This window comes from Fretibacterium sp. OH1220_COT-178 (genome assembly GCF_003860125.1).
Lineage (GTDB): Bacteria > Synergistota > Synergistia > Synergistales > Aminobacteriaceae > CAJPSE01.
Map to the genome: position 1 here is coordinate 1 of NZ_RQYL01000033.1, position 25,619 is coordinate 25,619.

Annotated in this window: 28 protein-coding genes; 8 read left to right on the forward strand and 20 right to left on the reverse strand. The window is 60.4% G+C overall.

What is annotated here, in order from left to right:
- Both EII26_RS11560 and EII26_RS11565 read left to right on the forward strand, forming a co-directional pair.
- Positions 1–721 (forward strand): RDD family protein (locus EII26_RS11560; protein ID WP_148092569.1); only part of this gene is annotated, 721 nt, incomplete at its 5' end.
- Between the two features lie 119 nt (positions 722–840).
- On the forward strand, positions 841–1,944 hold the full coding sequence (locus EII26_RS11565; protein WP_158612305.1) for a WG repeat-containing protein: 1,104 nt from the start codon (positions 841–843) through the stop codon (positions 1,942–1,944).
- 577 nt (positions 1,945–2,521) lie between these two features.
- Here EII26_RS11565 and EII26_RS13180 read toward each other — a convergent pair.
- Positions 2,522–2,875 (reverse strand): hypothetical protein, encoded by a 354-nt coding sequence (locus tag EII26_RS13180; RefSeq protein WP_158612306.1) that lies wholly within the window; start codon positions 2,873–2,875, stop codon positions 2,522–2,524.
- Between EII26_RS13180 and EII26_RS11570 the strand changes: the two genes are divergently transcribed.
- Entirely contained in the window at positions 2,845–4,047 is a 1,203-nt protein-coding gene (locus tag EII26_RS11570) for a WG repeat-containing protein (RefSeq protein ID WP_255415972.1), read from the forward strand. The two genes, EII26_RS13180 and EII26_RS11570, sit on opposite strands and share 31 nt — an antisense overlap.
- A 22-nt stretch (positions 4,048–4,069) precedes the next feature.
- Here the strand turns inward: EII26_RS11570 and EII26_RS13705 are convergent, their stop codons facing one another.
- Both EII26_RS13705 and EII26_RS13305 read right to left on the reverse strand, forming a co-directional pair.
- A complete protein-coding gene (locus EII26_RS13705) occupies positions 4,070–4,303 on the reverse strand; it encodes an integrase core domain-containing protein (RefSeq protein ID WP_199735204.1) in 234 nt (77 codons plus the stop codon).
- A gap of 22 nt (positions 4,304–4,325) precedes the next feature.
- Positions 4,326–4,667 carry a hypothetical protein gene (locus EII26_RS13305; RefSeq protein ID WP_199735205.1) on the reverse strand — a complete coding sequence of 114 codons (342 nt, stop codon included), beginning with the start codon at positions 4,665–4,667 and terminating at the stop codon, positions 4,326–4,328.
- A gap of 451 nt (positions 4,668–5,118) precedes the next feature.
- Here EII26_RS13305 and EII26_RS11580 point away from each other — a divergent pair, with 451 nt between their 5' ends.
- Positions 5,119–5,964: an alpha/beta hydrolase gene (locus tag EII26_RS11580; protein ID WP_124889321.1), complete on the forward strand. Its 846-nt coding sequence runs from the start codon at positions 5,119–5,121 to the stop codon at positions 5,962–5,964.
- On the opposite strand, the gene tsaB is transcribed toward EII26_RS11580, so the two are convergent.
- The 5 genes from tsaB to EII26_RS11605 all read right to left on the reverse strand — a co-directional run bounded on the left by tsaB (position 5,949) and on the right by EII26_RS11605 (position 8,971).
- Positions 5,949–6,599 (reverse strand): tRNA (adenosine(37)-N6)-threonylcarbamoyltransferase complex dimerization subunit type 1 TsaB, encoded by a 651-nt coding sequence (gene tsaB / locus EII26_RS11585; protein ID WP_124889322.1) that lies wholly within the window; start codon positions 6,597–6,599, stop codon positions 5,949–5,951. The two genes, EII26_RS11580 and tsaB, sit on opposite strands and share 16 nt — an antisense overlap.
- Positions 6,596–7,114 carry a tRNA (adenosine(37)-N6)-threonylcarbamoyltransferase complex ATPase subunit type 1 TsaE gene (gene tsaE, locus EII26_RS11590; protein ID WP_124889323.1) on the reverse strand — a complete coding sequence of 173 codons (519 nt, stop codon included), beginning with the start codon at positions 7,112–7,114 and terminating at the stop codon, positions 6,596–6,598. Before tsaE ends, tsaB begins: the two co-directional genes overlap by 4 nt.
- On the reverse strand, positions 7,114–7,374 hold the full coding sequence (locus EII26_RS11595) for a hypothetical protein (RefSeq protein WP_124889324.1): 261 nt from the start codon (positions 7,372–7,374) through the stop codon (positions 7,114–7,116). Before EII26_RS11595 ends, tsaE begins: the two co-directional genes overlap by 1 nt.
- A complete protein-coding gene (locus tag EII26_RS11600) occupies positions 7,371–8,222 on the reverse strand; it encodes an NAD(P)H-hydrate dehydratase (protein ID WP_124889325.1) in 852 nt (283 codons plus the stop codon). The genes EII26_RS11595 and EII26_RS11600 overlap by 4 nt, the downstream gene beginning before the upstream one ends.
- Positions 8,223–8,344: 122 nt before the next feature.
- Positions 8,345–8,971, reverse strand: coding sequence for a hypothetical protein (locus tag EII26_RS11605; protein ID WP_124889326.1), 627 nt, complete (start codon positions 8,969–8,971; stop codon positions 8,345–8,347).
- 235 nt (positions 8,972–9,206) lie between these two features.
- Here EII26_RS11605 and EII26_RS11610 point away from each other — a divergent pair, with 235 nt between their 5' ends.
- Entirely contained in the window at positions 9,207–10,646 is a 1,440-nt protein-coding gene (locus tag EII26_RS11610) for a vWA domain-containing protein (protein WP_124889327.1), read from the forward strand.
- A gap of 54 nt (positions 10,647–10,700) precedes the next feature.
- On the opposite strand, the gene EII26_RS11615 is transcribed toward EII26_RS11610, so the two are convergent.
- The 12 genes from EII26_RS11615 to EII26_RS11670 form a co-directional block, all read right to left on the reverse strand.
- The gene (locus EII26_RS11615) at positions 10,701–11,531 is read right to left on the reverse strand and encodes a class I SAM-dependent methyltransferase (RefSeq protein ID WP_124889328.1); all 831 of its coding nucleotides are present in this window, start codon (positions 11,529–11,531) and stop codon (positions 10,701–10,703) included.
- Positions 11,532–11,768: 237 nt separating this feature from the next.
- Entirely contained in the window at positions 11,769–12,083 is a 315-nt protein-coding gene (locus tag EII26_RS11620; RefSeq protein WP_124889329.1) for a hypothetical protein, read from the reverse strand.
- Between the two features lie 236 nt (positions 12,084–12,319).
- Positions 12,320–13,588, reverse strand: a complete 1,269-nt coding sequence (locus EII26_RS11625) for a flagellin N-terminal helical domain-containing protein (RefSeq protein WP_158612308.1) — start codon at positions 13,586–13,588, stop codon at positions 12,320–12,322.
- 98 nt (positions 13,589–13,686) lie between these two features.
- Positions 13,687–14,043, reverse strand: a complete 357-nt coding sequence (locus tag EII26_RS13185; RefSeq protein WP_233572734.1) for a hypothetical protein — start codon at positions 14,041–14,043, stop codon at positions 13,687–13,689.
- Positions 14,044–14,114: 71 nt separating this feature from the next.
- Complete coding sequence (locus tag EII26_RS11635) at positions 14,115–14,513, reverse strand: hypothetical protein (protein ID WP_199735206.1); 399 nt, start codon at positions 14,511–14,513, stop codon at positions 14,115–14,117.
- 395 nt (positions 14,514–14,908) lie between these two features.
- Positions 14,909–15,289, reverse strand: coding sequence for a 4'-phosphopantetheinyl transferase superfamily protein (locus EII26_RS11640; protein ID WP_124889332.1), 381 nt, complete (start codon positions 15,287–15,289; stop codon positions 14,909–14,911).
- A gap of 50 nt (positions 15,290–15,339) precedes the next feature.
- Positions 15,340–15,969 (reverse strand): cyclodeaminase/cyclohydrolase family protein, encoded by a 630-nt coding sequence (locus EII26_RS11645; RefSeq protein ID WP_233572735.1) that lies wholly within the window; start codon positions 15,967–15,969, stop codon positions 15,340–15,342.
- Positions 15,970–16,066: 97 nt separating this feature from the next.
- Positions 16,067–16,792, reverse strand: coding sequence for an ABC transporter ATP-binding protein (locus EII26_RS11650; RefSeq protein ID WP_124889333.1), 726 nt, complete (start codon positions 16,790–16,792; stop codon positions 16,067–16,069).
- A complete protein-coding gene (locus EII26_RS11655) occupies positions 16,792–17,649 on the reverse strand; it encodes an ABC transporter ATP-binding protein (RefSeq protein WP_124889340.1) in 858 nt (285 codons plus the stop codon). Before EII26_RS11655 ends, EII26_RS11650 begins: the two co-directional genes overlap by 1 nt.
- 20 nt (positions 17,650–17,669) lie before the next feature.
- The gene (locus tag EII26_RS11660; protein WP_233572737.1) at positions 17,670–18,524 is read right to left on the reverse strand and encodes a branched-chain amino acid ABC transporter permease; all 855 of its coding nucleotides are present in this window, start codon (positions 18,522–18,524) and stop codon (positions 17,670–17,672) included.
- A gap of 77 nt (positions 18,525–18,601) precedes the next feature.
- Entirely contained in the window at positions 18,602–19,504 is a 903-nt protein-coding gene (locus EII26_RS11665; RefSeq protein ID WP_124889335.1) for a branched-chain amino acid ABC transporter permease, read from the reverse strand.
- A gap of 160 nt (positions 19,505–19,664) precedes the next feature.
- The gene (locus EII26_RS11670; RefSeq protein WP_233572736.1) at positions 19,665–20,810 is read right to left on the reverse strand and encodes an ABC transporter substrate-binding protein; all 1,146 of its coding nucleotides are present in this window, start codon (positions 20,808–20,810) and stop codon (positions 19,665–19,667) included.
- Positions 20,811–21,114: 304 nt separating this feature from the next.
- Between EII26_RS11670 and EII26_RS13625 the strand changes: the two genes are divergently transcribed.
- The 3 genes from EII26_RS13625 to EII26_RS11685 all read left to right on the forward strand — a co-directional run bounded on the left by EII26_RS13625 (position 21,115) and on the right by EII26_RS11685 (position 25,282).
- Positions 21,115–23,475, forward strand: coding sequence for a methyl-accepting chemotaxis protein (locus EII26_RS13625; protein WP_158612309.1), 2,361 nt, complete (start codon positions 21,115–21,117; stop codon positions 23,473–23,475).
- Between the two features lie 156 nt (positions 23,476–23,631).
- On the forward strand, positions 23,632–24,375 hold the full coding sequence (locus EII26_RS11680) for a gamma-glutamyl-gamma-aminobutyrate hydrolase family protein (protein WP_124889337.1): 744 nt from the start codon (positions 23,632–23,634) through the stop codon (positions 24,373–24,375).
- Between the two features lie 181 nt (positions 24,376–24,556).
- On the forward strand, positions 24,557–25,282 hold the full coding sequence (locus tag EII26_RS11685) for a FadR/GntR family transcriptional regulator (RefSeq protein ID WP_158612310.1): 726 nt from the start codon (positions 24,557–24,559) through the stop codon (positions 25,280–25,282).
- Positions 25,283–25,619: the final 337 nt, after the last annotated feature.

The following is a 25,619-nucleotide window of genomic DNA, read 5'->3' on the forward strand; positions in this document are numbered from 1 at the left end:
CGATTTCAAACACTTGAATGTCTTTCATAATGTCTCTACTATACCACTTCTGACAATTTCGAACTCATCCTTACCCACACAGAATAACGAGGAACCATTTTTTATCATCGATCTTTTTTTGTTTTACCTCCATCGCCCGCTGTTTGAACATATTATCCGTTTTCTTATCGACTCTCTCGGCATTCGGGTGCGCAGGAGCGAGCTTCCGGTATCGATATTTTTATTCTTTGTCTTGATGGGCACAGTTTTCTTCGAAGTCGCTCTTGTTTATTTTTCCTGCAATGGCTGGTGGTTGTCCCGTTATGGACAGAGCATCGGGAAAAGGGCGGCAAGAATCCGTATCCTGGATGAGGGGCGCGGCCATTCTTCGAGTCCTTTGAGTTTCGGACGACTCTTCTGCAGGGAAGCGCTCTTCATTCTCTCCGTAACGCCGCTGTTCATTCTTTTGTATTACCGGCCCCTGTACGGCAGGGACAGATTCTATCATTATCTTTTTGCTGGATTCGTAGCCGTCGGTATGGGGTCGATTCTTTTGGGAGGACGCAGCATATCGGACCGTATTGCCGGAACCCGGGTTCGTGCCCTGGAGCCTTCCGATGAGCCCGTCCCCATGAAATCGGAGCATCGCTATGATGGGGCATACTATTCGGGCCTCTATAAGGAGTACATGGAGAAACTGGCGGACGACGGAACGGGGGATTCCGGCAAAGACTCGGCGTGAAGGTCGTTTTTCTGCAATCCAGCCGATGAGATGGGAGCGGAACGAGGTTGTTGCGAAAAAAGGAGCGGAGATGGGGAATGAAAAGACGAATGTTTTGGGTTCGGATGTCTGTTTTGTCGATGGCGGTGTTGCTTTTCTGCTTGTGGGGCATGTCGTGGGCCTGGGAGGAAAAAGTTTCCTACAAGTGGCTGATCGAGCCCAAGTACAAATGGGCATTTGCTTATTCGGAGGGCCTGTGGCCGGTGGAGAAAGATGGACTGTGGGGGTACGTGGACAGTGCGGACAGGGTGGTCGTGGATTTTCAATATTTCGGAGCCGCTCCGTTTCGGAACGGAATGGCCTATGTCGAGGTCAGCGAGGACGTTTGGGGGCTTATCGATCCTACGGGCCGGCCGGTCATTGCGCTTCAGGAGGGAATCCACCTTCTCCCTCCCTTCCTTGTCCGGGATCCTTTGTTGGGCTCGAAGAAGGATATACGGGTGCCGTTTGGGAACGCTCAGGACAGGTATGGCTTTCTGGATCTCTCTGGGAAGGTGCGAATCCCGGCAATCTATGATTCGGTTGGACAATTCTCCGAGGGGCTGGCTGCCGTTGTCAGCGGGGACTGCTGGGGTGTCATCGACACGGACGGGCGTTGGGTAATTTCACTGCATTCGCGCTATCGTGGCCTAAAATATTTTAAGGGTGGCTATATACCGTTCATGTCGAAGGAGAGACTTTGGGGGTTTATAGACTCCGGGGACAGGGTCGTTCTTGAACCGAAGTACACGCGCCTTCAAGACAGCTGGGACGGGTCCGGTCCATGGTTGGTCGAGTGCGATGGAAAGATTGGCTATCTCGCCCCGAAGCTCAACGTGCTGGCGGATTGTAAATATGACCCCGCAGATCCCCTCTTTGCCACGCAATCCTATCCCTATGCCGGAGGGGTTGCTTTTGCCTGCGAAGACGGGACTTACAAAGCGCTGGATACCGAGGGGAATGAGCTTTTTCAATTCCCTGCTTTTCTTGCGACACCTGTTTCCGAGTTGTGTAGGGAAGGGTATTACGTGTTGTATGCAGGGCGTGAGGAGTACCGCCCTTTCGAGAGCAAATTCTTTCTCTTGGACAAACAGGGAGTCATGATCCTTCCGCCGGAGTTCCAGGAGATCCGCCCTTCGGCGGATGGGATCGTAGCGGTTTGCAAGGAAAAGCGCTGGGGACTGATCGACCTCAATCGACGGTAAATGGATCGAACCCCATCAACACGAGACCTTCAGGGGAGCAAAAAACGGCTAACCATGAGGAACCGGTTTATCGACCCAGCAAGCCCCGCATAAAGTTTTTTCTTCGGTTTATTTGTCGTTCCTCTTCTCCTGTGAACTGTCGAGGCTCTTTTATAGCCATGTTGACGGGTGACGCGGGTCGCACATCAGGAAACTCGAGGGCGTGATCAAACCCAACCCCAAAATAATCACCAGGACAAAAAAGTTCATCCCGGGAAATTCATTCATCTCTATTCCGTTCGAGTCAGGGAAATAGCTCTACCGTCGGCATTCAAGCACAAAGATACACGAGTGTAAAGGATGCTCGCTCTCCCCCGTCGCGGGCAGCCGGACAGCAAGGAAGTCCTCTTCCCTTCGACGACCTAATGGCCCCCGGAACGCTCCAGCATCGCCCGGCAGATCAGCTCTACCTTTCACCCTCCTTCGCCACGGACCTCAAAGGCCCCATCCCAACCTCTCCCCTACAGCCCCATTCCATCAACATTCATTGACTCCGGTGAGAATATTTGATATTTTTTCGTCGGCATTCCCTTTCATTTCAAAATCGATCATGGACCATTTCACTTTCACCACTTTTGCAAGGGCGGCGGGCTTCGGTTTTCGTGGCGGCGGAGCGTGAGCGGGAGCGACACACCGCATAGAAACAGGGTGGAAGAATATCGGGTGAAATGTCATTGATAATCTTTAAAGTTGGAGCATATAAAGCGGCTTTTTTGATAGTTGGTGCTTTGGGACGCAAAAGGAGTGAAACGGTCAGGAATGGATAGAGTCGTTGTAACCCCAAAAGAAGCTGAGTGTTCCCGAAGAAGGTATCGGAGTCTGTCGGCCTGTATTTTTGTGCTGCTGTTGCTTGGTGTATCTGTGTTTCTTTATGGGCGGCCAACCCGAACAAGGACGGATGTCTCCTTCGAGTGGCTGGTGGAACCGATTTATGAAGAAGCCTGGCCTTTTCAGGATGGCATTGCGTGGGTGGAAACGGAAAAAATGAGATTTTGGAGGTTGATTGATCGAGAGGGAAAGACAGTTAAGGATGACGTTGAGGCAGTGAGAATCTTTCCTTACACGAAAGAGGGATTGGCTCTTGCATGGCTTCCCAAGCGAAAAGGGAAACGTAAAGAGAAAGATATCCTTGATTTTATACTAAGGATTCAAAGCTCCTTTCTCAACAGGTCCGGGGATATTGTCGCCCCTGCGTATGAGGATGCCAGACCTTTTTCCGGCGGCTTGGCCTCTGTAGGGAGTGGCGATTCGTATGGTTTTATTGACACGGAAGGAAACCTTGCAATTCCCTTTCTGTACGAGTGGGCCGGAGGCTTCGTCGGGGACCTGGGGGGAGTCGGTAAGGACGGGAAATACGGCTTCATCAACAAAAAAGGCGAGACCGTCGTCGATTTTGTCTTCGATATCCCCTCTTTGGATGTGCTTCCCTATTACCCTCAACACAATTTGCAGGCCGTGAGGACAGGCCGCATGCGAGGCCTTCTTAACGATCGGGGAGAGTGGGTGGCCGAACCAAAGTACGAACGCCTGTATTGCGGGGAGGATCCCCTTGTCGGCCTTCAAAAGGATGGCAAAGTAGGATTCGTCAACCTGAGCGGCGATGTTGTCATTGACTTTCAATTTATGGGCATTCCGGTGCATAGCGATTCGGACTCTTTCGGATCGGGGAGTATTTCATATTGTTACCGTTTTTCCGAGGGGAGGGCGATTGTCCTGATGCCGCCGAAGTGGGGCAGTTCAGGTTGGTACTCGGGGTATGGGGTTATCGACATGGAGGGGAAGCTTTTGTTTACGTTCGATGCCCATCCGCACGGGCTGTACAGCGAGGGGTATCTGGCTGTGCAAAAATTCCGAGAAAAAAAAGCGGGGCTGTTCGACCGGAAGGGGAACTGGATCCCCCTTCCCGATGAGGTCTGCCTTCCTTTTCCGAGTGCGACGAACGAGGTGCGGGGCGGCATCCTCAACGTCTTGATCTCGAAGAGCAAGGAAATGGTGGATTTCAGTGAAACCAGAGGCGACTTTAAGGCGGAGTATCTGAAAATCATTGAAGATGGGAAGAAGTGATAGCCATGGTAATGTAAGGAAGTCAAGAGTTGTTTACAAACTCCTGAGAGAAAAAGTATAAACAGAGCTTTTCACCCGGCGTCAAATTTTCCAGAGCCTTATGAGGCTTGACCCGATTGTAGCCATTGACGAAACGAGCCAGTGATTTTCTGCGATGCTCCGGTGATTCGAAGTGCTCCTTATCGTGCCACATCTCCATCAAGGTCCGTATGACTCGTTCCGCCTTGCCATTGGTCTTGGGGATCGCCGGACGCATAAACTTCTTTGCCGTTGTCCGTCTAGGCTGTCTCTATCGTGCAGGCGCATTCCTCCAACACCTGTTCCAGAAAACGTGCGGCAGAGCCAGCCGTCTTATCGGGCATAACAGCAGCGTAAAGCTCTCGGCTGAAGTCGTCGATGGCCACAAACATATACTCGCGAGGCCCGGTTTTGCTTTGTCCTTCCAACAAGGGAGGACGTTTGCAGTCCATATGGCCCCTCACGCCGGGGGACTTTTTGTTGCAGCATTTGGCCTCCTTCTTCAGCTTATCCTCGATCCTCTTCTCAATTTTTGCCAGACGCTTCCCCCCACTGCAGGCAACGGAAACGTGCGCTACAGCTATTGTGAACGGAGAAGTCACGTTTGCGGCCTCGTGCCAGAATCTTATGGATCGTCGGACGGGAGACGTGATACTCCTGAGCCGACAAGACAACTTGGACATGCTCCCTGTGGTGCTTGAGATAAATTTCCTCCCGCTGCAGGGGAGTCAATTTGGTGCGTTTGTGAATGTTCATTTCGGGCGGCTCCTTCCCGGGTTTTTCCTCCTGCAACCCTACCCGGTTTGTAAACAACCCTAGATTATCCTACAGGTAACGGCTTCGACTATCCCCATCGATTTGTGTGGCTGAAACCGAATCTTTTTGCCGCTGCGATGGAATACGCGCAAGGTGCTTTCGTATTCATCGACCTGAAGGAGGGCGAGGGGCGATAGGATCGGCGGGCCCAAAGAGGCGGGGGAGGCCGTCCGGGCGTCCGACTTGTGCTATGGTATAGCGCGGCACACAATCCATCGGAAAAAGGAGTGAAGGACCGTGCTCAATTTTCTGTTTAGGGCATCCCTTCTGCTGCTGGGGCTTCTGCTTGCCCTTGCGATCGCCGCGCGCCTTCTGCTGACGTCCCTGGCCTTCCATCCCACCCGGGAGGCCGGAGCCACGCCGGAGGACGCTGGGCTGCGCTACGAGGACGTGACCCTGACCGCGGCGGACGGCGTCCGCCTGCACGCCTGGTACGTCCCCGCGGAGAACGCCCGTGCGACGCTGCTGTTCTGCCACGGCAACGGGGGCAATCTCTCGTGGCGCGTGGACTCGCTCCGCATCTTTCACGATCTGGGGCTGTCCTCCCTCATCTTCGACTATCGGGGCTACGGGAGAAGCGAGGGGAAACCCAGCGTGGCGGGCGTGGCGCTGGACGCGCGCGCCGCATGGGAATGGCTGGAAAACCGAGGCGTGGCACCGGACGACATCGTGCTCTTCGGTCGCTCGCTGGGCGGCGCCGTCGCCCTCTCGCTGACGCGCCACGTAAAGCCGCGCCTGCTGATCCTGGAGTCGACCTTCGCCTCGCCGTTCGGTGCCGTGCGCCTGAACTTTCTGGCCCCGCTCCTGCGCCTGGCGGTCGGCGACATCTGGAACTCCCGCGAGGCGGCCCGGCACCTGACGATGCCGACCTTGTGCATCCACAGCCCGGACGACGGCATCGTCCCCTACCGGGAGGGCCGGCGGCTCTACGAGGCCGTGGCGAGCGACAAGACCTTCGTGGAGATCCGCGGCGGACACAACGAGGGGTTCCTGAAGTCTCAATCGGTCTACATCCCCGCGCTCGACGCGTTCCTGTCCGAACATCTCGGCCGGGGGCCCGCTCAGGGTCAGACCGTACCCTGAGGGGCCCGGCAGTAGCTCGCCCGCACCTCCGCGGGCGGGACGGCCGACGCCCGGCGCAGCCAGGCCAGCTCGGCGGCCCGGGCGACGTCCGGTCGCACCTCGAGGATGGGAAAATCCAGCCCCGCCGCCGAGGCGGCCCGATCGGGGTCGTCGGAGACCGCGACGGCCCCCGGGTGTTCTCCCACCCAGGCCCTCAGCGCCCCGCCCCCGTATTCGCCCTGGGGCAGCCCTTCGGTTCCGGCGCCGAACGAAGCCGCGTAGACGAAACCCCGCCCCGCGTAGACGACCGCCAGGACCTCCTGTCCCGAAGGGCTGGGGTGCGACGCGGCCAGCATCTCCAGCGACGAGACGGGTACGACCCGCACCCCCAGCCCGTAGGCCAGCGCCACGGCATAGGCGACCCCCACGCGGATGCCCGTGAAATAGCCGGGGCCGCCGGCCACGGCCACCAGACCGACGTCGGCAAAGCCCAGTCCCGCCGCGGACAGGGCCCGCTCCGCCACAAGGGGCAGCTCAGCCGCCTGACGCCGGCCGAGGTCCAGGCTCTCGCAAGCCAGGATCGTCCCGCCCCGCCCCACGGCCACGCCGGTGAGGCGCAAACTGCAATCCAGGGCCAGAATGGTGTTCTCCCTCATCGTTCCCCTTCCTTTACGCACGGCTCGGCCCCCGGGCACTCTCCCGCGACGGTCCCGGAGAAGAGCGCCAGCGCGGCGCGATCGGCGCGATCCCCGCAGGAGCGGACCTCGATCACGCGCTTCCCCTCCTCGGGCGCAGCCAGCCCGACCGTCAGGACGTCCGTCTCCGGCGGAAAGCTCCAGCGCTCGGGCCACTCCACCAACAGCACGGCATCCTCCGCCCCCGCATACTCCTCCAGCCCCAGCTCCTCCACCCCCTCGGGATCGAGCCGGTAAAGGTCCGCATGGGCCAGAAGGAAACGTTCCGACCGGTACTCGTTGACGAGGGTAAAGGAGGGGCTGCGCACTCCGCCCAGGCCCAGCGCGTCCCCCACCCCCTTGGAAAAAGCGGTCTTGCCCGCACCCAGGTTCCCCGAGAGCAGCACGGTCGTCCCGGGGGAGAGCGCCGACCCCAGAAGGCGGCCAAGGCAGCGCGTCGCCGCTTCGGACCGGGAGAAAAGCCGAAACGTCTCCATCAGATCTCCCCCTCCTCGCGCTCCCGCCTCAGGCGCTGCCGACGCCTCAGAACGACGCGGAACAGAAGCACGCCGAGCACCAGACCGGCCAGCGCAAGCACCTTGCGGGGCAGGGCAACGTTCACCCCGCCCAACCGCCCGACCCCGACGATGACGCCCAGCGCAACGGCAAAGCTCAGCCCCGTCAGGGCAAAACCCCTGCGCCGGATGCGCTCCGTCTTTCGCAGCTCCTCGTCCCAGTCGACGCGCCGGCGCCTCACGAACGCAGCTCCCTCAGGACCGGGCGCAGGGCGTCCGCAATCTGGGAGGCCAAAACGCCGTCCACGCCCCCGGAGCGCAGAAGCGCGCCCGCCATGCCGTGCAGCGCGCCGCCCAAGAGCGCCGCGTCCCGAACCGCGAGCCCCGCCGCCAAAAACGCGCCGATGCAGCCGGAGAGCACGTCTCCCGAGCCCGGAACGGAGAGCTCCGGGCCGCCCCACCCCAGACGATGGACCGTTTTTTTGCCGCGCAGGGCCACGATCGTGGACCTGCCCTTGAGCAGCACGCAGCCCCACCGCTCCGCCAGTTCCCGTGCCGCGCCCGGACGATCGGCGCGCACGGCCTCCGCCGTGGTGCCCAAAAGGTGCGCCGCCTCGCCCTCGTGGGGGGTCAGCACCGCATCGCTGCGGGCAAAACAACCCTCCCCCGGCTCTCCGGCCAAAGCGAACAACCCGTCGCCATCCACCAGCAAGGGCCTGGGCCAACGGACCCACAGCTCACGGACCACATTCAGGGCCCCCACGGACCGTCCCAGCCCCGGCCCTACGACGGCGGCCCCGAAGGACGAGGCCGCTGCCAGCGCCGCACCGGCCCAGTCCTTTCCGCCGGGCAGGTAGACCACCTCGGGAAGCCGAGCCGCACACACCGCACAGACCGACGGGGACGAGAGCAGGCTGACGACCCCGCCTCCGCTGCGCAGAGCGCCCAGGGCGGACAGCGCGGGAGCTCCCGGATAGCGGTCGGAGCCGCCCACGACGAGAAGCCGGCCGCGGTCCCCCTTGTGCATATCGTCCGGACGGGCGGGCAGGAGCGCCGCCGCCTCGGCCCGAGAAAAATCCTGGAGCGGCATATTCGTCCCTCCATGTCCATAGAATTGAAAGGGCGGGCCGGACCCGGCCCGCCTCGTACCATTATACCGCTGCGCCAACGGCCCGACGCAGCCGGAACCGCGTGCCGTGATACCGGCATCGCTCAGTAGCGCAGGTTGAAAAGATACCCCAACAATATCCACAGAATAAAAAGACCCAATATATCCGCTTGAATCAAACGGCGGCGGGCTTCATCCGTCACTTCGAGCAACCAGATCCCAGCCTCTTTAGAAAGCACGACAGAACACCTTTTGCACTCTCGGGTATAGGCGAATAATGCCCAACCATGAGTGAACAAGAGGAATAAAAACGTAAAAACCCCTGCCAAGGCAAGCTTCATGTTAACCTTCTCCATTTTGTTCCCCACAAATAGAAAAATCGCCAGGAAACTCGCGAATCCTTTTGCAACAGAAATACTCATGCTCATCAATTGCTTGCATCTGTTATCCACAATGGAAGTGACAGACAGCATCCATGAATCTTCGGCCGGCCTTTCCTCCTGGGATCCATCAGGCCGCAGAGGAAAGGGCTTCAAATAAAAATACCACCCTCCCACCAGAGCGACAACAAAGAGTACTCCTGAAAGCAATACACAAGCCAAGATATCAACCATCATATTATCCCCATAACGTTCCCCCACACCCCATAAAACGATGAAGAAAGCAGCAACAAAGGCGATATAAGACCATAGACGCCACTTGCCATACTTATCCGCACGCTTTTCTTTCATTTCAGGACGTACCTCCCAACAGGATTTTGTTCATGAATACACAAACCCGGAACGCTCTACAAGATTTTCAACGCTGACCACCTCCCTCATTTCCGTACGGAAACTATCCTTGACATCCACCTCCCTTCATTAAAGAATAAAACGCACCGACGTTCGGCGCCGTTGCAGCTGAATTTCGTCCGCATCCATATTTCGTGCGGACAAAGGTCGAAGAATTTCACCGGAGGTGGTCGATATGGAAGTGTTGGTACGCGCTTTCAGGGGCCCGCTTTCCCTGGTTCTGGCAGGGGTCCTCACCCTGCTCTGCCCGTTGGCTCCGGCCACATCGGCCGGTTCCCGTCCGCTCGTCCTGGACGTTCAGGCCGACGCTCCCATCCTGAAGGCGGGGGAAAAGCACACGATCGTCGCGAGGGTGCTCGTGAAACCGGACAAAACCGCCCGGAGAAAACGCGTGCCCCTGGCGGTGGCCCTGGTGCTGGACAGGTCCGGCTCCATGCGTTCGGACGGCAAGATGGACAACGCCAAGCGCGGCGCGGCGGAGGCCCTCAGGATGCTGGACGAACGGGACGTCGCCGCGGTCGTCGCCTACGACGACAAGGCGTCGGTGGTGCTTCCCACCCGATCCGTGGGATCGCCGGCCCCCTTCCGGAAGGCCATCGACGCTCTCCGGCCCGGCGGGTCGACGGCACTCCACGACGGCGTCCAGACGGGGGCCAAACAGCTTCGTTCCTACGTCGACGAGGGGTTTGCCCCGCGCGTCATTCTGCTCTCCGACGGCCTGGCAAACGTCGGCCCTTCCACGACGGAGGAGCTGGCGGCCCTGGGGCGCACCTTGGCCGGACAGGGGATCACGATCACGACCATCGGACTGGGGCTGGACTACAACGAGGACACCATGACCGCCCTGGCGGCGGAGAGCGGCGGCAACGCCTACTTCGCCAGGGACGCCGGGATGCTGCCGGGCATCTTCGCCCGCGACATGGAGGACGCCGTCACGCTCACCGCGCAGCGGGTCCGCGTGGTTGTGGAGTGCGGCGAGTCGGCCCGACCCGTCCGGGTCATAGGCCGCGAGGGCAGCGTCCGCGGCCGGACCGTCGAGGTGCCCATCCACAACCTGTACGGTGCGGAGAAGTACGCCCTGATCGAGATGGAGGTCCCGCCTCAAAAGGAAGGGGAAGTGCCCTTGAAACTCGCGCAGATCCGGCTGGAGTACACGGACGCCGCCACCGGCAAGGAGGCCGTCGACGAGGCGCCGCTCTCGGTCACGTTCTCCCGCGACGGCGACGCGATCGCCAAGGCCCGCCGGGGCGACATCGTCGCACAGACGGAGCTGGCGAGGAACGCCGAGGCCCGCGAGGAGGCGGTACGGCTCGCGGACGCGGGGCGCACCCAGGAGGCCGTGAAGCTGCTGAACGAACGCGCGCTGTTCTCGAAATCCTTTGGGGCGGGAGCTTTTTCGGCCATGTCTCAGGCCGATCGGCAGAGGATGGAATCCGAGGCTCGGGCGCTCGACACACTGACCCTCGGGCTGACCTCGGGAATGTCCTCCGAAGTCCGCAAAGAGGCCCTCTACGGAGCCTATGCTCTGAAGAACCAGCAGACCGAGGTGCAGACCCCGCTGCCGGTCAGTCCGGACGTCTCCAGCGCCGACGCCGCCAGCGCGGACGCGAAATAGGACGGGCCCGGAGTGACGCGGCCCTTCGGCGGTGTTTTGCCGAAGGGCCGTTTTCTACCGTACGTCGTAGCGCACCATCTTTGCGCCCCGGGCCAGCGGGGGGATGAGGTTGAACAAAGCGGCCCAGCCCCAGCGGCGCAGCTCCTGGTTCATGTAGTACTCCACCTCCACATACTTCAGCGCGGGATGCCAGCTTTCAAGGTCCCTGAGGCCCCCGAGCCCCCAGGTGAAGCGCACGTCGTCCCCGTACTCCCGGATCGAGTCGTGCATCTTGGAGTGACGCGCCATCCAGGGCGAGACCGAATCGAAGTGCAGCTCGGCTCCGGAGAACCGCGTCGCCAGATTTTGAAAGAGCCCCCTGATGTCCGATTCCTGGAGGTACATCAGCACGCCCTCCATGATGAAGGCGAAGCGGTGCCCCGGGTAGCGCTCCAGCAGCTCGTCCATCCACGACGTCTCGAACATCGAGGCCCCGATCTGCGGGTTGCGCTCCGATACGGGGAAGAAACGCTCCCGCACCGCCATGACGTCCGGCAGGTCCAGATCCACCTGCACCCCCCTGCCCAAATCCGTCCGCAGAAAACGGGCGTCCAGACCGCACGCCAGGTGCACCACCACCGGTTTCTCCCACTCCTGCAACATCCGGCGCGTCTGGCGGTCGAACCGGCGCGTGCGGATGACCGTCCCCACCTGAGACATCCGCTTGTCCTGGAAACGGGAGAGGTCCACGTCCAATTTCTCCAGGATCTCCACAGCCTTGGTGTCCTCGAGGAGACGGTCGGGCCGCAGCGTCTCCCGCGCCTTGAAATAAACGGTCAAAAGCGCCGTCTCCGAAACGGGGGCCTCGAAGCCCAGCCCCAGGCGAGTCTTATCGGCTGCCTCCATGTTCGAACGACCTCCCTTTGCGAGACCGCAAAAAAATGGCCTCATTATGTTTTTAGAAACAAACATAATGAGGCTAATACTTCCCCCCGAAAAAGTCAATTCCGGCGAAGGAGGGTGCATTGTTCAGCAATAATTGCAGCTGCGCTGCAAGCGAGAAAGCAAATCCTCGATTTGCGTCTTCGACGCTTAGGGGCTTCATCAAACCTTCGGTCCCCCTCGTGCAGGGAAGTATAGAAGCTACCTTACCAAGATGGCGTCCTCGCGACGGAAATACTCTCTCAAGGCTTGGACGGACCGATGCCCCGCCTGGTTCATGATGTACCGTTCCGTTTTGCCCTGCCGGATCGCCGGCGACGTCGGGAAAACGGTCGAGACGCCTTCAGCCTCGCACCAGGCAAAGAAGCGCTTCAGGCGCGAGGCACAGGCCCGGCGGGGGGCCGGAGCCACGGGGACGCGCAGGAGCTGCCGTACCCGCTCACGATATGCCGAGAGGCCATCGGCCAGGGCTTCTCTGCCCTCGTAGACGGCCAGGACGTTCTTTGTATCCGCCATTGTCCCCTCCTTCCTGAATACCCCCGAAAGGGTACGAAAGCACCGTAAAATAGGTAGCGGGATGGTTATCGCTGCTTATGACACAAAAGCCAATCTCTCCCAAAAAGCGATTGAAAGACTTGATTAGATTTGACCATAATAATGGAAGAGAACAAGAAGTCGAAACACGCCGCTGCAGGCAAAACACCGACAAACAGAAAGGGCGAGTCCGCGAAAACCACAGACTCGCCCCAACGTTACTCCTTCTGCTTTGAAAACCCCTGAACCTGAATAGTCTTTACGTTATGAAGCGTTATGTCCTCTTCGTGCAGTTTCGGAACAGAGAGCCCATGCGTCCTATCGCCGCTTTCGTTTGCTCTGTTTGCGGCAACCCATTTATCCTCAAGGCTTTTCCTTTCCACGAGTGAAGGATCGCTGCCGTCCGGTTTTACCAAGGGCCTACTAAAGTATGGATAGTCATAAATCCCGTCATGAAGCAGATGGTAACTGGCGATATCTGGTTCGGTCAGCACTTCTTTAAAATTCCCATCTGGAAAAATGAGCCGCTCAAGAAAAACGTATGTCTCCCACTTCGGCTGCTCCGACTGTTCGATCAATTCCGGGAGCTGCTCACGAAATTTCCGAGCGGAGGCTATCCGCTTTTCCAGATAACCGATCCCCCTGGCGGCGGATTGGGCGTCCATGACAACGACCGGACTCGCTTTTTCCAATCTCTCGCGGACCGTAGGGACTTTTCTGCCGCTGTCTACATAGACGTACTTCCCTTCTTGCCAAACCCGTGTCACTACATTTCGGTCGTCCACCACATGCCAAGCATTGCCTGCGCCTACCTCCTGAACATCTTCCCCATTCTCGTCCCGAGTCACGCGAATAAAGCCTCCACGGCTCCAAGCCTCTCTGACGTCCCACTCCTGCCCGTTCAGGATGCGATCCCGCGCGCGTTCCAGCACACTGCTGCAGTCCCCGAAAGACTCAGACCCATCCTTGAACAAGGCGGCATAAGCCTCTTGCAACGATACGTACTCAACCTGCAGCTCCTTTCGCAGAAGAGTCCGCGGCACCGCATTGAGGTTGGCCCTCAAATCTTCAATTTCAATCTGCATCTCGATACGTTCGAGATCGGTTAGTTTTTTGTCCTGCGCGGCTACCGCCAACTTCCGCATCCTCTCCAGGATGTCGATCGTCTGCGACAGGACCTTGTCCATTGGTTGGGCCCACGACGGCAGCGAATCGACGGAATCCGCCTTCCGCCCTTCCAGCAGGGAAGACGACTCTCCTCTATTCAGGCTGAGTCTTTTGCCCAGCTCGGAGAGGCTCAGAGAATCGTGGATGGGTCGTGCCTGCGGCGTCGGAGCAGGCACGACGGACAGGAAAAATTTGCCCTGTGCGGCGGCCGGTCCGGCCGATGGCGCGATCTTTGAAAAAAATTCTCTCATTCCGTCGATCTGCATGGGAAACGCCTCCTGAGCAAAAACATCCGCGCAGTAATTAATTTCCTCCGACATCCAAAACACTAGAATTGCCTTTCTCAACTTGATGCCGGAGAAAGCATCAGTCCTGAAACAAAGCATAATCTGCAAGGTGCAATAAAGTCAAGAGTTATTTACAAAATTGCGTCGTTGTTCAGTGATAATTGCAGCTGCGCTGCAAGCGAGAAAGCAAATCCTCGATTTGCGTCTTCGACGCTTAGGGCTTCATCAAACCTTCGGTCCACCCCATAAGCGGTCAGTGAAAAGGTCCCCCGCACGATAGGTTTTTGGATAAGATCGGGTATGGAGCGGGCGGCATTGTCGCAAAAAGAGATCAAGCGCATCGAGGTCTTGGAGCCGTTGGTCAACGGGATGATGAGCAATCGGGCCTTATTTACGGGAACCGGGGCAGGCATCCCCTGCCCGCATTGCCCGGATTCATCCTTATCCGGGCACCCGAAGCCCTCGGCCCGGCAATTGGGTTGAGGCACAGCACGGCTGGAGCGCCACGGCTGCCTCAAGCCGCGCCTCGGGCTCCGAGAGGCCGCCTGCAAGTTGGACGCTACCCCTCTCCGGTATTCTTTGGACTTGGCAGTTTGCCCGACTGTTTTTCCAGACGTTTTTCATCAGCTCTCACTCGGCGTTCCAACTTCTTGATATCCTCTTCCGGCGGGAGTTCCTCGGGCTTGATCCCCCTCCGGCCGAGCATGTCGCGCACGCTTTTGTTGTTCTGGATGTGTTCGCGGGTAATAGCCGGCTCGCCATTCAGGTCGTCCTGCTGCACGTTGTGATTGGTCATTTCCATGGCCAGATTCTTGGCGGCGATGGTCAAAGTCGGCAGGAAGTCGGCCAGGGGGCGTGTTTTGATAATCCCGTAACGGTCCTTCATGACCGGAGTGGTATGGCCGCCAAAGAGCGCGGCATCTCCTTTGGAACGAATTCGGCTGATATTCTTGAACATGTATCAAGCTGCTTCAAGCGGTGAGGTAATCGGCCTGCAGACAATGACGTCATAGTCACGTTTTTCATTCGTCGATGTTCATCCCCTGAACACCGTACGCGACTACCCGTCCGGTGTCCGCCAAACACCAAACCGCGTCATTTCATGACCTTCGGATGCCGTCGTCCCTTCAGTCGCAGAGCCGCTTCTTCACCACGACATCCAGGCGCCTATTCCCTCCGCCCGGCTCGGGGAAGCGCCAAAAGCCCGCGGACGATCAGAGAAATGACTCTCGCCCTCTCGTCGGCATTGCATCGCGTATCGTTTCAATTCCGGGCGCCCGACCGCTCAACAAAAAACCCGCCATGTTCGGTTCAAGGAACACGACGGGACTCGGGCTCATCCGAAGAAGGGGTCTATAAACGCTCGATCACCACGACGGCCGCGGCATAGTCCCCGTCGTGGGTCAGGGAGACCCACAGCCTCCTGGGAAGGCCCGGGAGAAACAGGGCTTCGATCTCCGGACTCAGTTTGATCTCCGGAACCCCGCCCTTACGGAGCAGACAAAAGCCGGACGCCAGGGCCACACGCGCCAAGGGCACGCCCGAGGCCTTGCAGAAGGCCTCCCGTGCGGCGAAGGCGGAGGCGTAGCTCGCCGCACGGGCCCGTTCGTTCCCCTTGGATTCCGCATAGGCGATTTCCTCAGCGCGGAAGACGCGCTCCACGAAGCGGAGCGACCCAACCGCCCTCTGCATACGGGAGACGCGGCACAGGTCGATCCCGATCCCGGCGATCACGCAAAACCTCCCTCGACAGTCCGGCCGGAGCCTCCAAGCGGCATGGTGCGCTACGCGATCATACGGGCGACGCCCTCCCGAACCTCCTTCAAGAGCTTCTCGGCCTCCTTCTCCATGGCCTCCATCCACGCGCGCTTCTTCGCCACGTAATCCGCGTCCTTGATCGAGGGCAGGTTGATCGCCACGTTCTCGAGCGCTCCGGAGAGCCCCGCGAAGGCCTGCATGGCCCCGACGGCCAGGTCGCTGGCGGCGTTCTTGTTGCTCTTGTCCAGAAGGGCCTTGGCCAAACGCATGACGGCAAGGCAGTCCTCGGCCGTCGTCTCCGGGGAGACGATCGCCGCCTTGTAGGCCTTCTGGATGGCCTCGCCCCGCGCGGCCTTCTCCGCATCCGTCCCCTTGGGGAGTCCGAAGGCCGCAATGACGCCGTCGAAGGCGTTGGTGTCCTTCTGAATTCCCTCCAGGAGGGCGTTCATCAGCTCGTCGGACTTCGACACCGTCTCCATGACCAGCCCCTCGAACTCCGCGTATTTCTCCTTGCCCTGCGTCAGGCGACAGACCATGGAGACCAGCGCCGCGCCGAGCGCGCCCGAGAGGGCCGCCGCACTGCCGCCGCCGGGGGCCGGAGCGTTGGAAGCCAGTTTCTCCGAAAAGGCCTTCACCGTCATATCCGTCAAAATCATGTCCGTACCTCCTTGAGAAGTCCTTCAAAATTCGTCGGGATCGACCTCATTGCCCGTATCATATCACAACGCAAGGAGCCATGCGTCCCGCCCGGCATCAGGCTCCGTGCCCGTGCCCCAGGTACGCCGCACGGATGTCGGGGTCGTTCAGCAGCTCTCGGGACGGCCCTTCCTTGAGGAGGCGCCCCGTCTGGAGAACGTAGGCGCGGTGCGAGAGCAGGAGCGCCTGCCTGGCGTTCTGCTCCACCAGCAGGATGCTGACGCCCTCCTCGTTGATGCGCCGCAGCTCGGCGAAGATGTCCCGGATGATGATCGGCGCGAGCCCCAGGGAGGGCTCGTCCAGCAGCAGCACGCGGGGACGCGCCATCAGGGCCCGCGCGATCGCCAGCATCTGCTGTTCCCCGCCCGAGAGGGTTCCGGCATACTGGCCCAGCCGCTCCCGAAGACGCGGGAACAGCGAGAGCACCCACTCGAAATCCTCCCGCACCGCCTTGGGGTCCGTGCGGACGAACGCGCCGATCCTGAGGTTCTCCTCCACCGTCAGGGGCGCGAAGATGTGGCGCCCCTCGGGGACCAGGGCCAGGCCGCTCCGCACCGTTCTGAAGGTCTTGGAGGAGAGGGGGACTCCATCCAGGGTCACCGTCCCCCCCGAGAGGCGGACCATGCCCATCAGGGCGTTCATGAAGGTGGACTTCCCCGCGCCGTTCGCGCCGATGACGGAGACGATCTCCCGCTCGCGCAGGGTCAGGGAGAAGCCCTGGAGCGCTTCGATCGCCCCATAACTGACCCGAAGGTCCCGAGCCTCCAGCAGGACGTCCGCCATCATATCGCCTCCTCGTCGTCCACGTCGCCCTCGCCCAGATACGCCCCGAGCACCTCGGGGTTGTTCTGGATCTCCTCGGGCGAGCCCTCCGCGATCTTCGCCCCGAAGTTCATGCAGATGATGTGCGGGCAGATCTTCATGATGAGGTCCATATGGTGCTCGATGACCAGGGTCGTCAGGCGGAGCTCCCGGTGAATGCCCGTGATCAGGTCGTTCAGGGCAAAGACCTCCTCGGGGTTCATCCCCGCGGCCGGCTCGTCCAGAAGCAGCAGCTTCGGGTCCAGCGCCAGGGCGCGCGCGATCTCGAGCCTTCGCTGCAGCCCGTAGGGCAGCGTCCCCGCCGCCTGGTGGGCCCGGTCCGCCAGCCCCACCCGGTCCAGAAATTCCATGCTCTTGGCCCGGGCGCGCTTCTCCACCTTGCCCCAGCGTCCCACGTGAAACAGGGCTTCCATGAAGCTGTAACGGTAGTCGGCATCGGGGCGGTAGCCCGGAAAAAGGTGCCCCCTCAGGTTCTCCCGGAAGGAGTAGCGGAAGCGGTTCTGCGTGGCCGTCATGACGTTCTCCAGAACCGAGGAGCGCCCGAAGAGGCGCAGGTTCTGAAAGGTCCGGGCGATCCCCAGCCGGTTGACCTGATAGGCCGCCAACGGCGTGATGTCCTGCTCCCGGAACCAGATGCTGCCCGAGGTCGGGTTGTAGACCCCCGAGATCATGTTGAAGAGGGTCGTCTTTCCGGCGCCGTTCGGACCGATGATGCCGGTCAGCGAGCGTTCCATGATGACGAAACTCATGTCCCGGACGGCGTGGACCCCGCCGAAGCGCATATCGACGGACTCCAGCTCCAAAAGGGCCCGCTGCATCCCCATATCCTGCAACGCGCTCACCCCCTTCTCCCGGAGCCGTTTCCGGGCAGGAAACTCCAGATCTCCCGGTTGCCCAGAAGCCCCTCCGGGCGCACCACCATGATGACGACGAGCAGCAGGCCATAGATGAGCATGCGGTACTGCGAGATATCCCGGAAATACTCCATGACCGAGGTCACGATCGCCGATCCCAGCAGGGTGCCGCTCATGGAGCCCAGCCCGCCGAACACCACCACCGCCGTCAGCTCGGTCGACTTCATCATGTCGAACATGGACGGCTGGATGAAGTTCATGTAGCCCCCGAGCAGGGCCCCCGAGATGCCGCAGTAGAACGCGGAGAGCAGGAGCGCCTTCATGCGGGACGCCGTGGTGTTGAAGCCCATAAGCGAGGCCGCGAGGCGGTCGTCCCGCGAGGCCTTGAGCTCGCGCCCCAGCCGGCTGTCGATGAGGTTGAACATCAGGATCGTCAGGACGGTGAAGAAGGCCACCGCAATGTTCCGGGTGGTGTAGGAGTCGATGCCCGGAAATCCGCGCGCCCCCCGGGTGAAGGACTGCCAGTTCTCCAGGATCAGGCGGATCGCCTCGCCCAGGCCGATGGAGGCAATGGCGTAGTAGTCGCCGGTGAGGCGGAGCGTCGGCACGCCGATCATCCAGGCAACGGCCACGGCGACGATCCCACCCGCGAGGATGGCCGGCAGCCAGTGGATGCCGTACCGCACGGTCATGATCGCCGCCGTGTAGGCCCCGAGCGCCATGTAGGCCGCGTGCCCCAGGGTGAAGATCCCCGTGAATCCGGTGAGGAGCGAAACGCCCATGGCCGCGATGCAGTTGATGCAGAGCAGGATGACGATGCCCTCCTGATATCCGCCCAGCGGGTACAGGGCCAGGGCCAGGCCGACAAGGGCCACGGTTGCAGTTCCCCAAAGACTCTTCTTCATGGCGCTTCCCCCTATATCTTGTCGCCGACCCGCTTGCCGAAGAACCCGGCGGGGCGGACCAGCAGCATGGCCACCAGCATGGAGAAGACCACGATATCCCGCATCTGGCTGCTGATGAACCCGGCGGTGAGCATCTCCGCCAGCCCCAGGAGCAGGCTGCCCAGCACCGCTCCGGGCAGGGAGCCCAGGCCGCCGATCACCGCGGCGATGAACGCCTTGATCGTGATGTTGCCGAGCTGAGGATAAATCGAGTACTTGGCGGATAGGAAGATCCCCCCTACGGCAGCCAGCAGGCCCGCGACGAAGAAGACGATCCCGATCAGGAGCGACACGTTGACCCCCATCAGGCCGGCCGTGCGCAGGTCGCACGCCGCCGCCCGGATGGCCAGCCCCCAGCGCGTCCGCGACAGGAAGAGCTGGAGCGCCCCCAGGAAGATAACAGCAACAGCCAGCGAAAGGATATCGGAAGCGTTGACCGTGACCCCGCTGCCCAAGCTGAACACCCCGGACGGAAACGTATCCTGCGGCAGAGCGCGGAAGCGCCCGCCCACGACGATGACGAAGATGTTCTCGATGACGATGCTGACGCCCATCGAGGCGATCAGCAGGTAGAGCGTCGTGGAGGTGCGTTCGCGGATAGGCTTGTAGGCCAGGCGCTCGGTCAGGACGGCCACCACGCCGGAGGCCAGGACGGCCCCGGCCGAGGCCAGGACGATGCCGTACCCGCTCTGGGTCAGCAGGTAGTAGCAGGCGTACCCCCCGACGACCAGAAAGCCTCCGTGCGCGAAGTTGGAGAAGAGCAGGATGGAGTACACCAGCGAATAGCCCACGGCGATCAGCGCGTAGACCGAGCCCAGGGAAAGCCCGTTGATGATCTGTTGGAACAGCGTCGACAGCGCAAAGTTCAAAGGCATCGTCCCCTCGTTTTCAATCGAACCGGCCCGGCACCTCTGCGGATCCGCATCCCGGACCGGGGTCGAAAAGTACGCGGGCGAACCGAAGTTCGCCGCGCGAGAATACCCGTCTCAAAGCAAGGACTCCGTTCGCCGCCTCCTCCCGGGGGAGAGGCGAAGGCTATTCCGGACGGACCTTCTTGAAGAACAGGGCCTTTTTCTGCTTCGGGTCGCACTTGAGCATGACGCCGTCCTTGTCCTTGGGGTTGTGGAACTCGTCCATGGTCAGGACGCAGTGCAGCAGCTCGAGGCTCGCCGTCGCCTCCAGGGCGTCGCGCACCTTGACCGGGTCGTCCGACCCGGCTCGCTCGATCGCGTCCTTCAGCCAGTAGACGCAGTCGTAGGCCATGACGGCGTTCATGAACTCCTGACACTCCGTCCCCGTCCTCTCCTTATACTTGTCGAAGAAGTCCTTCAGCGTGGGATCGTAGCGGTCCACGTGGCTGACCCAATAGGTGTCCCCCAGAGCGTCGCCCGCAACCTCCCACATGAAGTCGCCGTACCCGTCGCCCCCCACGATCACGGTCTTGATCCCCAGCTCCCGGGCCTGCTTCACGGCCAGGGGCAGTGCCTTGCCCATGAACGGGAAGATCAGGACGTCGGGCTTCTTCTCCTTGATGTTGGTCAGCTGGGAGCGGAAATCCACGTCATCGCCGCGGAAGCCCTCGTCCGCCACGATCCTGCCGCCGAACTCCTCGAAGCCCTTCACGAAGAACTCGCGCTGGCCCTGGGAGTAGTCGCTCGAAACGTCGTAGAGGACCGCGGCCTTGGAGGCGTTCAGGTCCTTTGCCGCGAAGTAGGCCATCATGCGCCCCTGATAGGGATCCAGGAAGCAGATGCGGAAGTTGTAGGGACGCACCTTACCGGCCTCGTCCACCGTGACCAGGGGATTGGTGGGAAGGGTGCCGAGGTGGGCGACCCTGCCCCTGTTGAATATGGGGGCGGCCGCGATACAGAGCCCGCTGCCGCTGGGGCCGATGACCGCCACGACCTTGTCCTGCTCCACCAGACGCCGCGCCGCGTTCACCATGTCCTCCTGCCGGGTCCGGCAGTCGTACATCACGACCTCCAGCTTCCTGCCCAAGACTCCGCCCGCGGCGTTGATCTCCTCGACGGCGATCTTCACGGACTCCACCTCCGCGACCCCGTAGGCCGCGAAGTCGCCCGTCACGGTGGCGATCTCCCCCACCCTGATCGCATCCGAAGCCGCCGCGGGAACCGCAACAAACAGCAGAAGCGCCGTCAGGAACACCATAGACTTTTTCACTCGAATCCCTCCCCGCTCCTCAAGATGATGGTCCTTACAGTTGCGTCACCGAGATGAAACCGAAAAATTTTTCCTCCTTGTCTGTCTTCATTTTATTGCATTACAAGACAATCGTAAAGATGCCGCGCCGACGGATTCCTCCTCTGAAAAGCAAGAGAGGAGCAAGCGTGCGCTCATTGGATTTTGTCGGCTGTCCCTTCGTTGTTTTGTGCTATTATCTAGCGTGAGGAAAAAGAACAAATATTTTTGTTTGGACCTCCCAAAAACAAAATTTATAGAGAGCATTTCGAAAGGAGTCTTAGCGTTGTTTCGTCTGCGCAGTCTCAAGGCCAAGTTCATCGCCGCCGTCGGAGGCATTTTCCTCCTGTCGATCCTCATCCTCTCGAGCGGCATACTTCTGAGCGTCAACGCCCAGGTCCGGCGCCAGCTCCAGGAGAACGTCCGCTACAATCTGGAGGGATTCTACAGCCTCCTGCGGATCTACGAGCAGCAGTCCCTGGCGCGCGCCCAGAGGTTCGCGGAGCGCGAGACGCTGATCCAGGCGGTCCGGTCCGGAAGCATCGAGGCCTTGAGGATGGCCTCCGTCCCCATGCTCCAGGAGAGCGGCATGGACTACCTCGTCCTGACGGACGCCAAGGGCGACACCCTCTTTCGCGCCCACGTCCCCGACGAGCTTCCCGCCTCCGGGGACAACATCGCCAAACAGGAGAACATCCGCCGCGCCCTGAGGGGCGAGAGCAGCGTGGGAATCGAGGAGGGCCGCGTCGTCAGGCTCTCCATCCGCGCCGGAGCACCCATCCGCCACAACGGAGCCATCATCGGCGCCCTCTCCACGGGCTACGTCGCCAGCAACAACAAGCTCGTGGACGAGGCCAAGCAGATCACCGGGGGCGACTTCTCGATCTTCCTGGGACACGAGCGGGTGGCCAGCACCATCCCGGGACGGGACGGCAAGCCCCTGAACGCTCCCCTGCCGCAGGAGACCGCCTTCGCCGATGCGGCCTCGTTGAAGGAGGATCCGGGGCTCGGCCCCGATTACCTGTCCGCGTTCCGCCCCCTGAGCGGCGCAAAGGGCGCCCCGATCGGCTTCGTCTCGGCGTCTCGGCCCCTCGACATCGCGTCGGACATCATGCGCGCCATCTTCAAGGCGGCGCTCTGGAGCATCCTGATCCTCCTGCTGCCCACCGTGGCGCTCACCGTCCTGCTCGTCCGCAGGATCGGCCGTCCTCTTGCCCACCTGCGCGGCCTGCTGGCCTCCGCCGGAGCCGGGGATCTGACCGTACACGGGGAGATCCACTCGGACGACGACATCTCCGAGCTGGTGGCGACCTTCAACCAGATGACGCAGCAGCAGTCCTCCATGGTCTCGAACGTCCGGACCTCCGCGGCGGAGCTGAAGTCGGCCTCCAGGGGAATCGCCGCCTCCATAGGGGAGGCATCCGCCACGACCCGGGAGGTCTCGGCCTGCGTCTCGGAGGTTTCGGGCCTCATGACCGACGGGGCCGATTCGGTCAAGGATGCGCATCGCGTGCTCCTCAGCCTCGCGGAGCTCGTCCGGTCGGCCCAGGACAAGAGCCGGGAGGTCCTGGAGCTCTCCGAACGCACGCTGTCCGCCGCCACCCGGGGACACGAGACCGTGGATCAGGCCGTCCGCAGGATGGAGCAGATCAAGGCCCTCAGCAGGGAGACCGAGGAGTGGATGGCCACTCTCGACGAGAATTCCCGACGCATCTCCACCATCACCGAGACCATCACCGGCCTTGCCCGACAGACGAACCTCCTGGCCCTGAACGCCGCCATCGAGGCCGCCAGGGCCGGCGAGGCCGGCAAGGGGTTTGCGGTGGTCGCCGACGAGGTGAGGAAGCTCGCCGAGGAATCCAACAAGGGCGCCATGGAGGTGGCCCAGCTCGTCGGCCGGATCGTCGAGAACACGGCCGGAGCGGTGGCCGGAATACGCCAGAGCAGCGCCGAGGTGGAGAACGGAGCCGCCGACGTCCGCCTCGCGGGAGAGGTCCTGAACTCCATATTCGAGGCCAGCAGGGATGCGGGTACCGCCGTCGACGAGATCGTCTCGATCGCCGAGGAGGAGACGGGAAGCGCCGAGGAGGTCGTCCGGCTGGTCGGAGACATGCTGGAGACCTTCGAAAAGACCGAGCTCAAGGCGAGGCGGGCCGCGGAGATGACCGACGAGACCCACACCACCATCCAAAGCATCGAGGCGGAGACCGACGCCCTAAACGGGATGGCGGAACAATTGGACGAGAGCGTCAGCGTCTTCCACGTCAACGGCGGGGCACTGGTCAGCCTGTCCGACATCGGGCGCGTCAAAAAGGCCAAGTCCGACCACCTGCTGTGGAAGATGCGCATCGAGAACATGCTCAAGGGAACGGAAAAGGTACGGCCCGAGGACGTGAACGCCCCGGAGGAGTGCCGGCTGGGCCAGTGGTACCACTCGGCGGACAACCCCTTCAGGGATATGAGCGAATATCAGGCGCTCGACCGACCCCACAGAATCGTGCACGAGATGGCCTCCAGGGCCGCGGAGCTTTACGGCAAGGGGGACGTGAAGGGAGCGCGGGGTTGTTTCAGGCGCCTGCAGAAGAGCTCGGGCAAGGTCATTCGCCTGCTCAATCGCCTGATCCGCAGGATCGAGCACAGGAAGTAGTTCCCTCGCGGACGCCCCTGCCCCCGATTTGCTCTCGGGGGGCAGGGGCGTCCTGCAGTATGGAGTGTCGCGTCTTGTAGTATCATTGAGGGAAATCCGACGGCTCCGCGGCGGGTCTGCCGCGGACCGCAGATCAAAAGAGGGGGCAATCCTATCATGAACAAGCCCATCATCGGCGTCCTGGGCAGCATTCGCCGCGATTCCGACGCCGATTTCGTGTGCGTCGACCGCACCTATACGAACACGGCGTGCATCCGCGCCCTGGACCGCAACGGCGGCGTGCCGATCCTCGTTCCGGTGCCCGAGGTCCCCACCCTGGCGGACCCCGCCCTGGCTCTGTGCGACGGGCTGCTCTTTCCGGGCGGATGGGATGTGGACCCGCGCCACTACGGAGAGCCGCCCCACGCGACCCTGGGACCGGTATTGCCCGAGCTGGACGCCTTCTGGTTCCACGCGGCGGCCTACGCCATGGAGCGCCGCATCCCCATGCTGGGCATCTGCCGCGGCATGCAGCTCCTGAACGTGGCCTGCGGGGGGAGCCTTTATCAGGACATCGGCGAACGTCCCGAGAAGAACCTGCTGCACGCGCAGCAGCTGCGCCGGGACACCCCGACGCACAAGGTGCTGATCGAGCCGGAGAGCCGCCTCCGTCGCATCCTGGACGCGGAGAGCGCCTACACCAACACCCTGCATCACCAGTCCGTGAAGAACCTGGGCAAGGGGCTGGCCATCTCCGCGCGCGCCGAGGACGGGGTCGTCGAGGCCATCGAAAGCCCAGACGGCCTGATCGTGGCCGTACAGTGGCACCCGGAGGATCTCCAGACGACGGCCCCCGCCATGAACCACCTCTTCGAGGACCTCTGCGACCGCGCCCTGCGCTACCGCAAGGACAGGGCCTGAAGCCCGGGGCCGGGGAGGATTTCTGCGGAACTATAGGGTCGTTGCAGGGAGTGGTTTTATCCTCTATGCCAATATTTATCGGAATATACAATTTTAATTGTCATTTTGATTAGAGTCAGCAACAAGGGGGTATTTCATGAGCTCGCTTAAGAGAAAAAACGAAGAGCAAGCTTGCTACAGGATGATCCTGAACTACATAAAAAATATGATCCACCAAGGGAAACTAAAGGACGGGGAAAAACTGCCTCCCGAGAGAAAGCTTGCGGAGCAGTTCAACGTGAGCCGTATTCCCATTCGAGAAGCCCTGAAAATCTTGGAATTTATGGGCATCGTAGAAAATCGCAGCAATGGTTTGTATGTAAAAAAAATAGGCCTGAAGGAGTTGATTGAAAAAATCGACTTCACCTTTGACATCAAGGAACGCTCAGTGCTTGATATCCTTGAGCTACGTCACGCTTTGGACGCCATGGCTGCCGGTTACGCGGCCATAAGGCGCTCTGGCGACGATATGGATTTTCTCAAAAACAATCTAGAGAGCATGCGAGAACTCAAGAAAAATTTCACTGGCAAGGCAGAAGAACTTCAAAGGCTGCGTCTGCTGTCCCACCAATTTCATCGTGGTATTGTAGCAGCCTCGAAAAACGATGTCCTTCTAAGTATTTATGAAAGCCTTTTTGCCCTTTTAGACATTTCAAGGCAATGGACTATAGGGGATTCCGGAATTTCTTATAATTCGATTCTGGCTCACGAAGCTATTCTCTATAAAATCGAACAGCAAGATAGTGTGGGGGCTCAACGTTCTATGACCGAACATTTGACGGAAGCAGCCGAAAGACTGAAGGTATTATTCAAGGAACATGCTTCAACGATCGAGAACAATCCCCTGCCTGAAAAGGGAACCTCTTAAAAGCAGCCCACTCAAATCCCCTGTCACCTCCCCTATACCCTTTAGGCCACGATATCACGATATATATAATTTTCTTGCGCAGTCCTCATTCAAATCAATCTAATGTTAATTTAATAGTTTGATATTATACCTGCTACTTTGCAATGGAATTCCATTACATTGCAAAGAAAAATGGAATTCCAAATAGAGATCTCATATTTTATGCCTGTCAATCATGGTTGTCAATCTCGATAGACAAAAGTGTCGCCGGACTGTGATAATGTCATCCCTTAGCGGGACCGAGAGAATGTCCCCCCCTCAGGACAGGAGCCTCTTGGATAATGGAGGCATGAGGAAT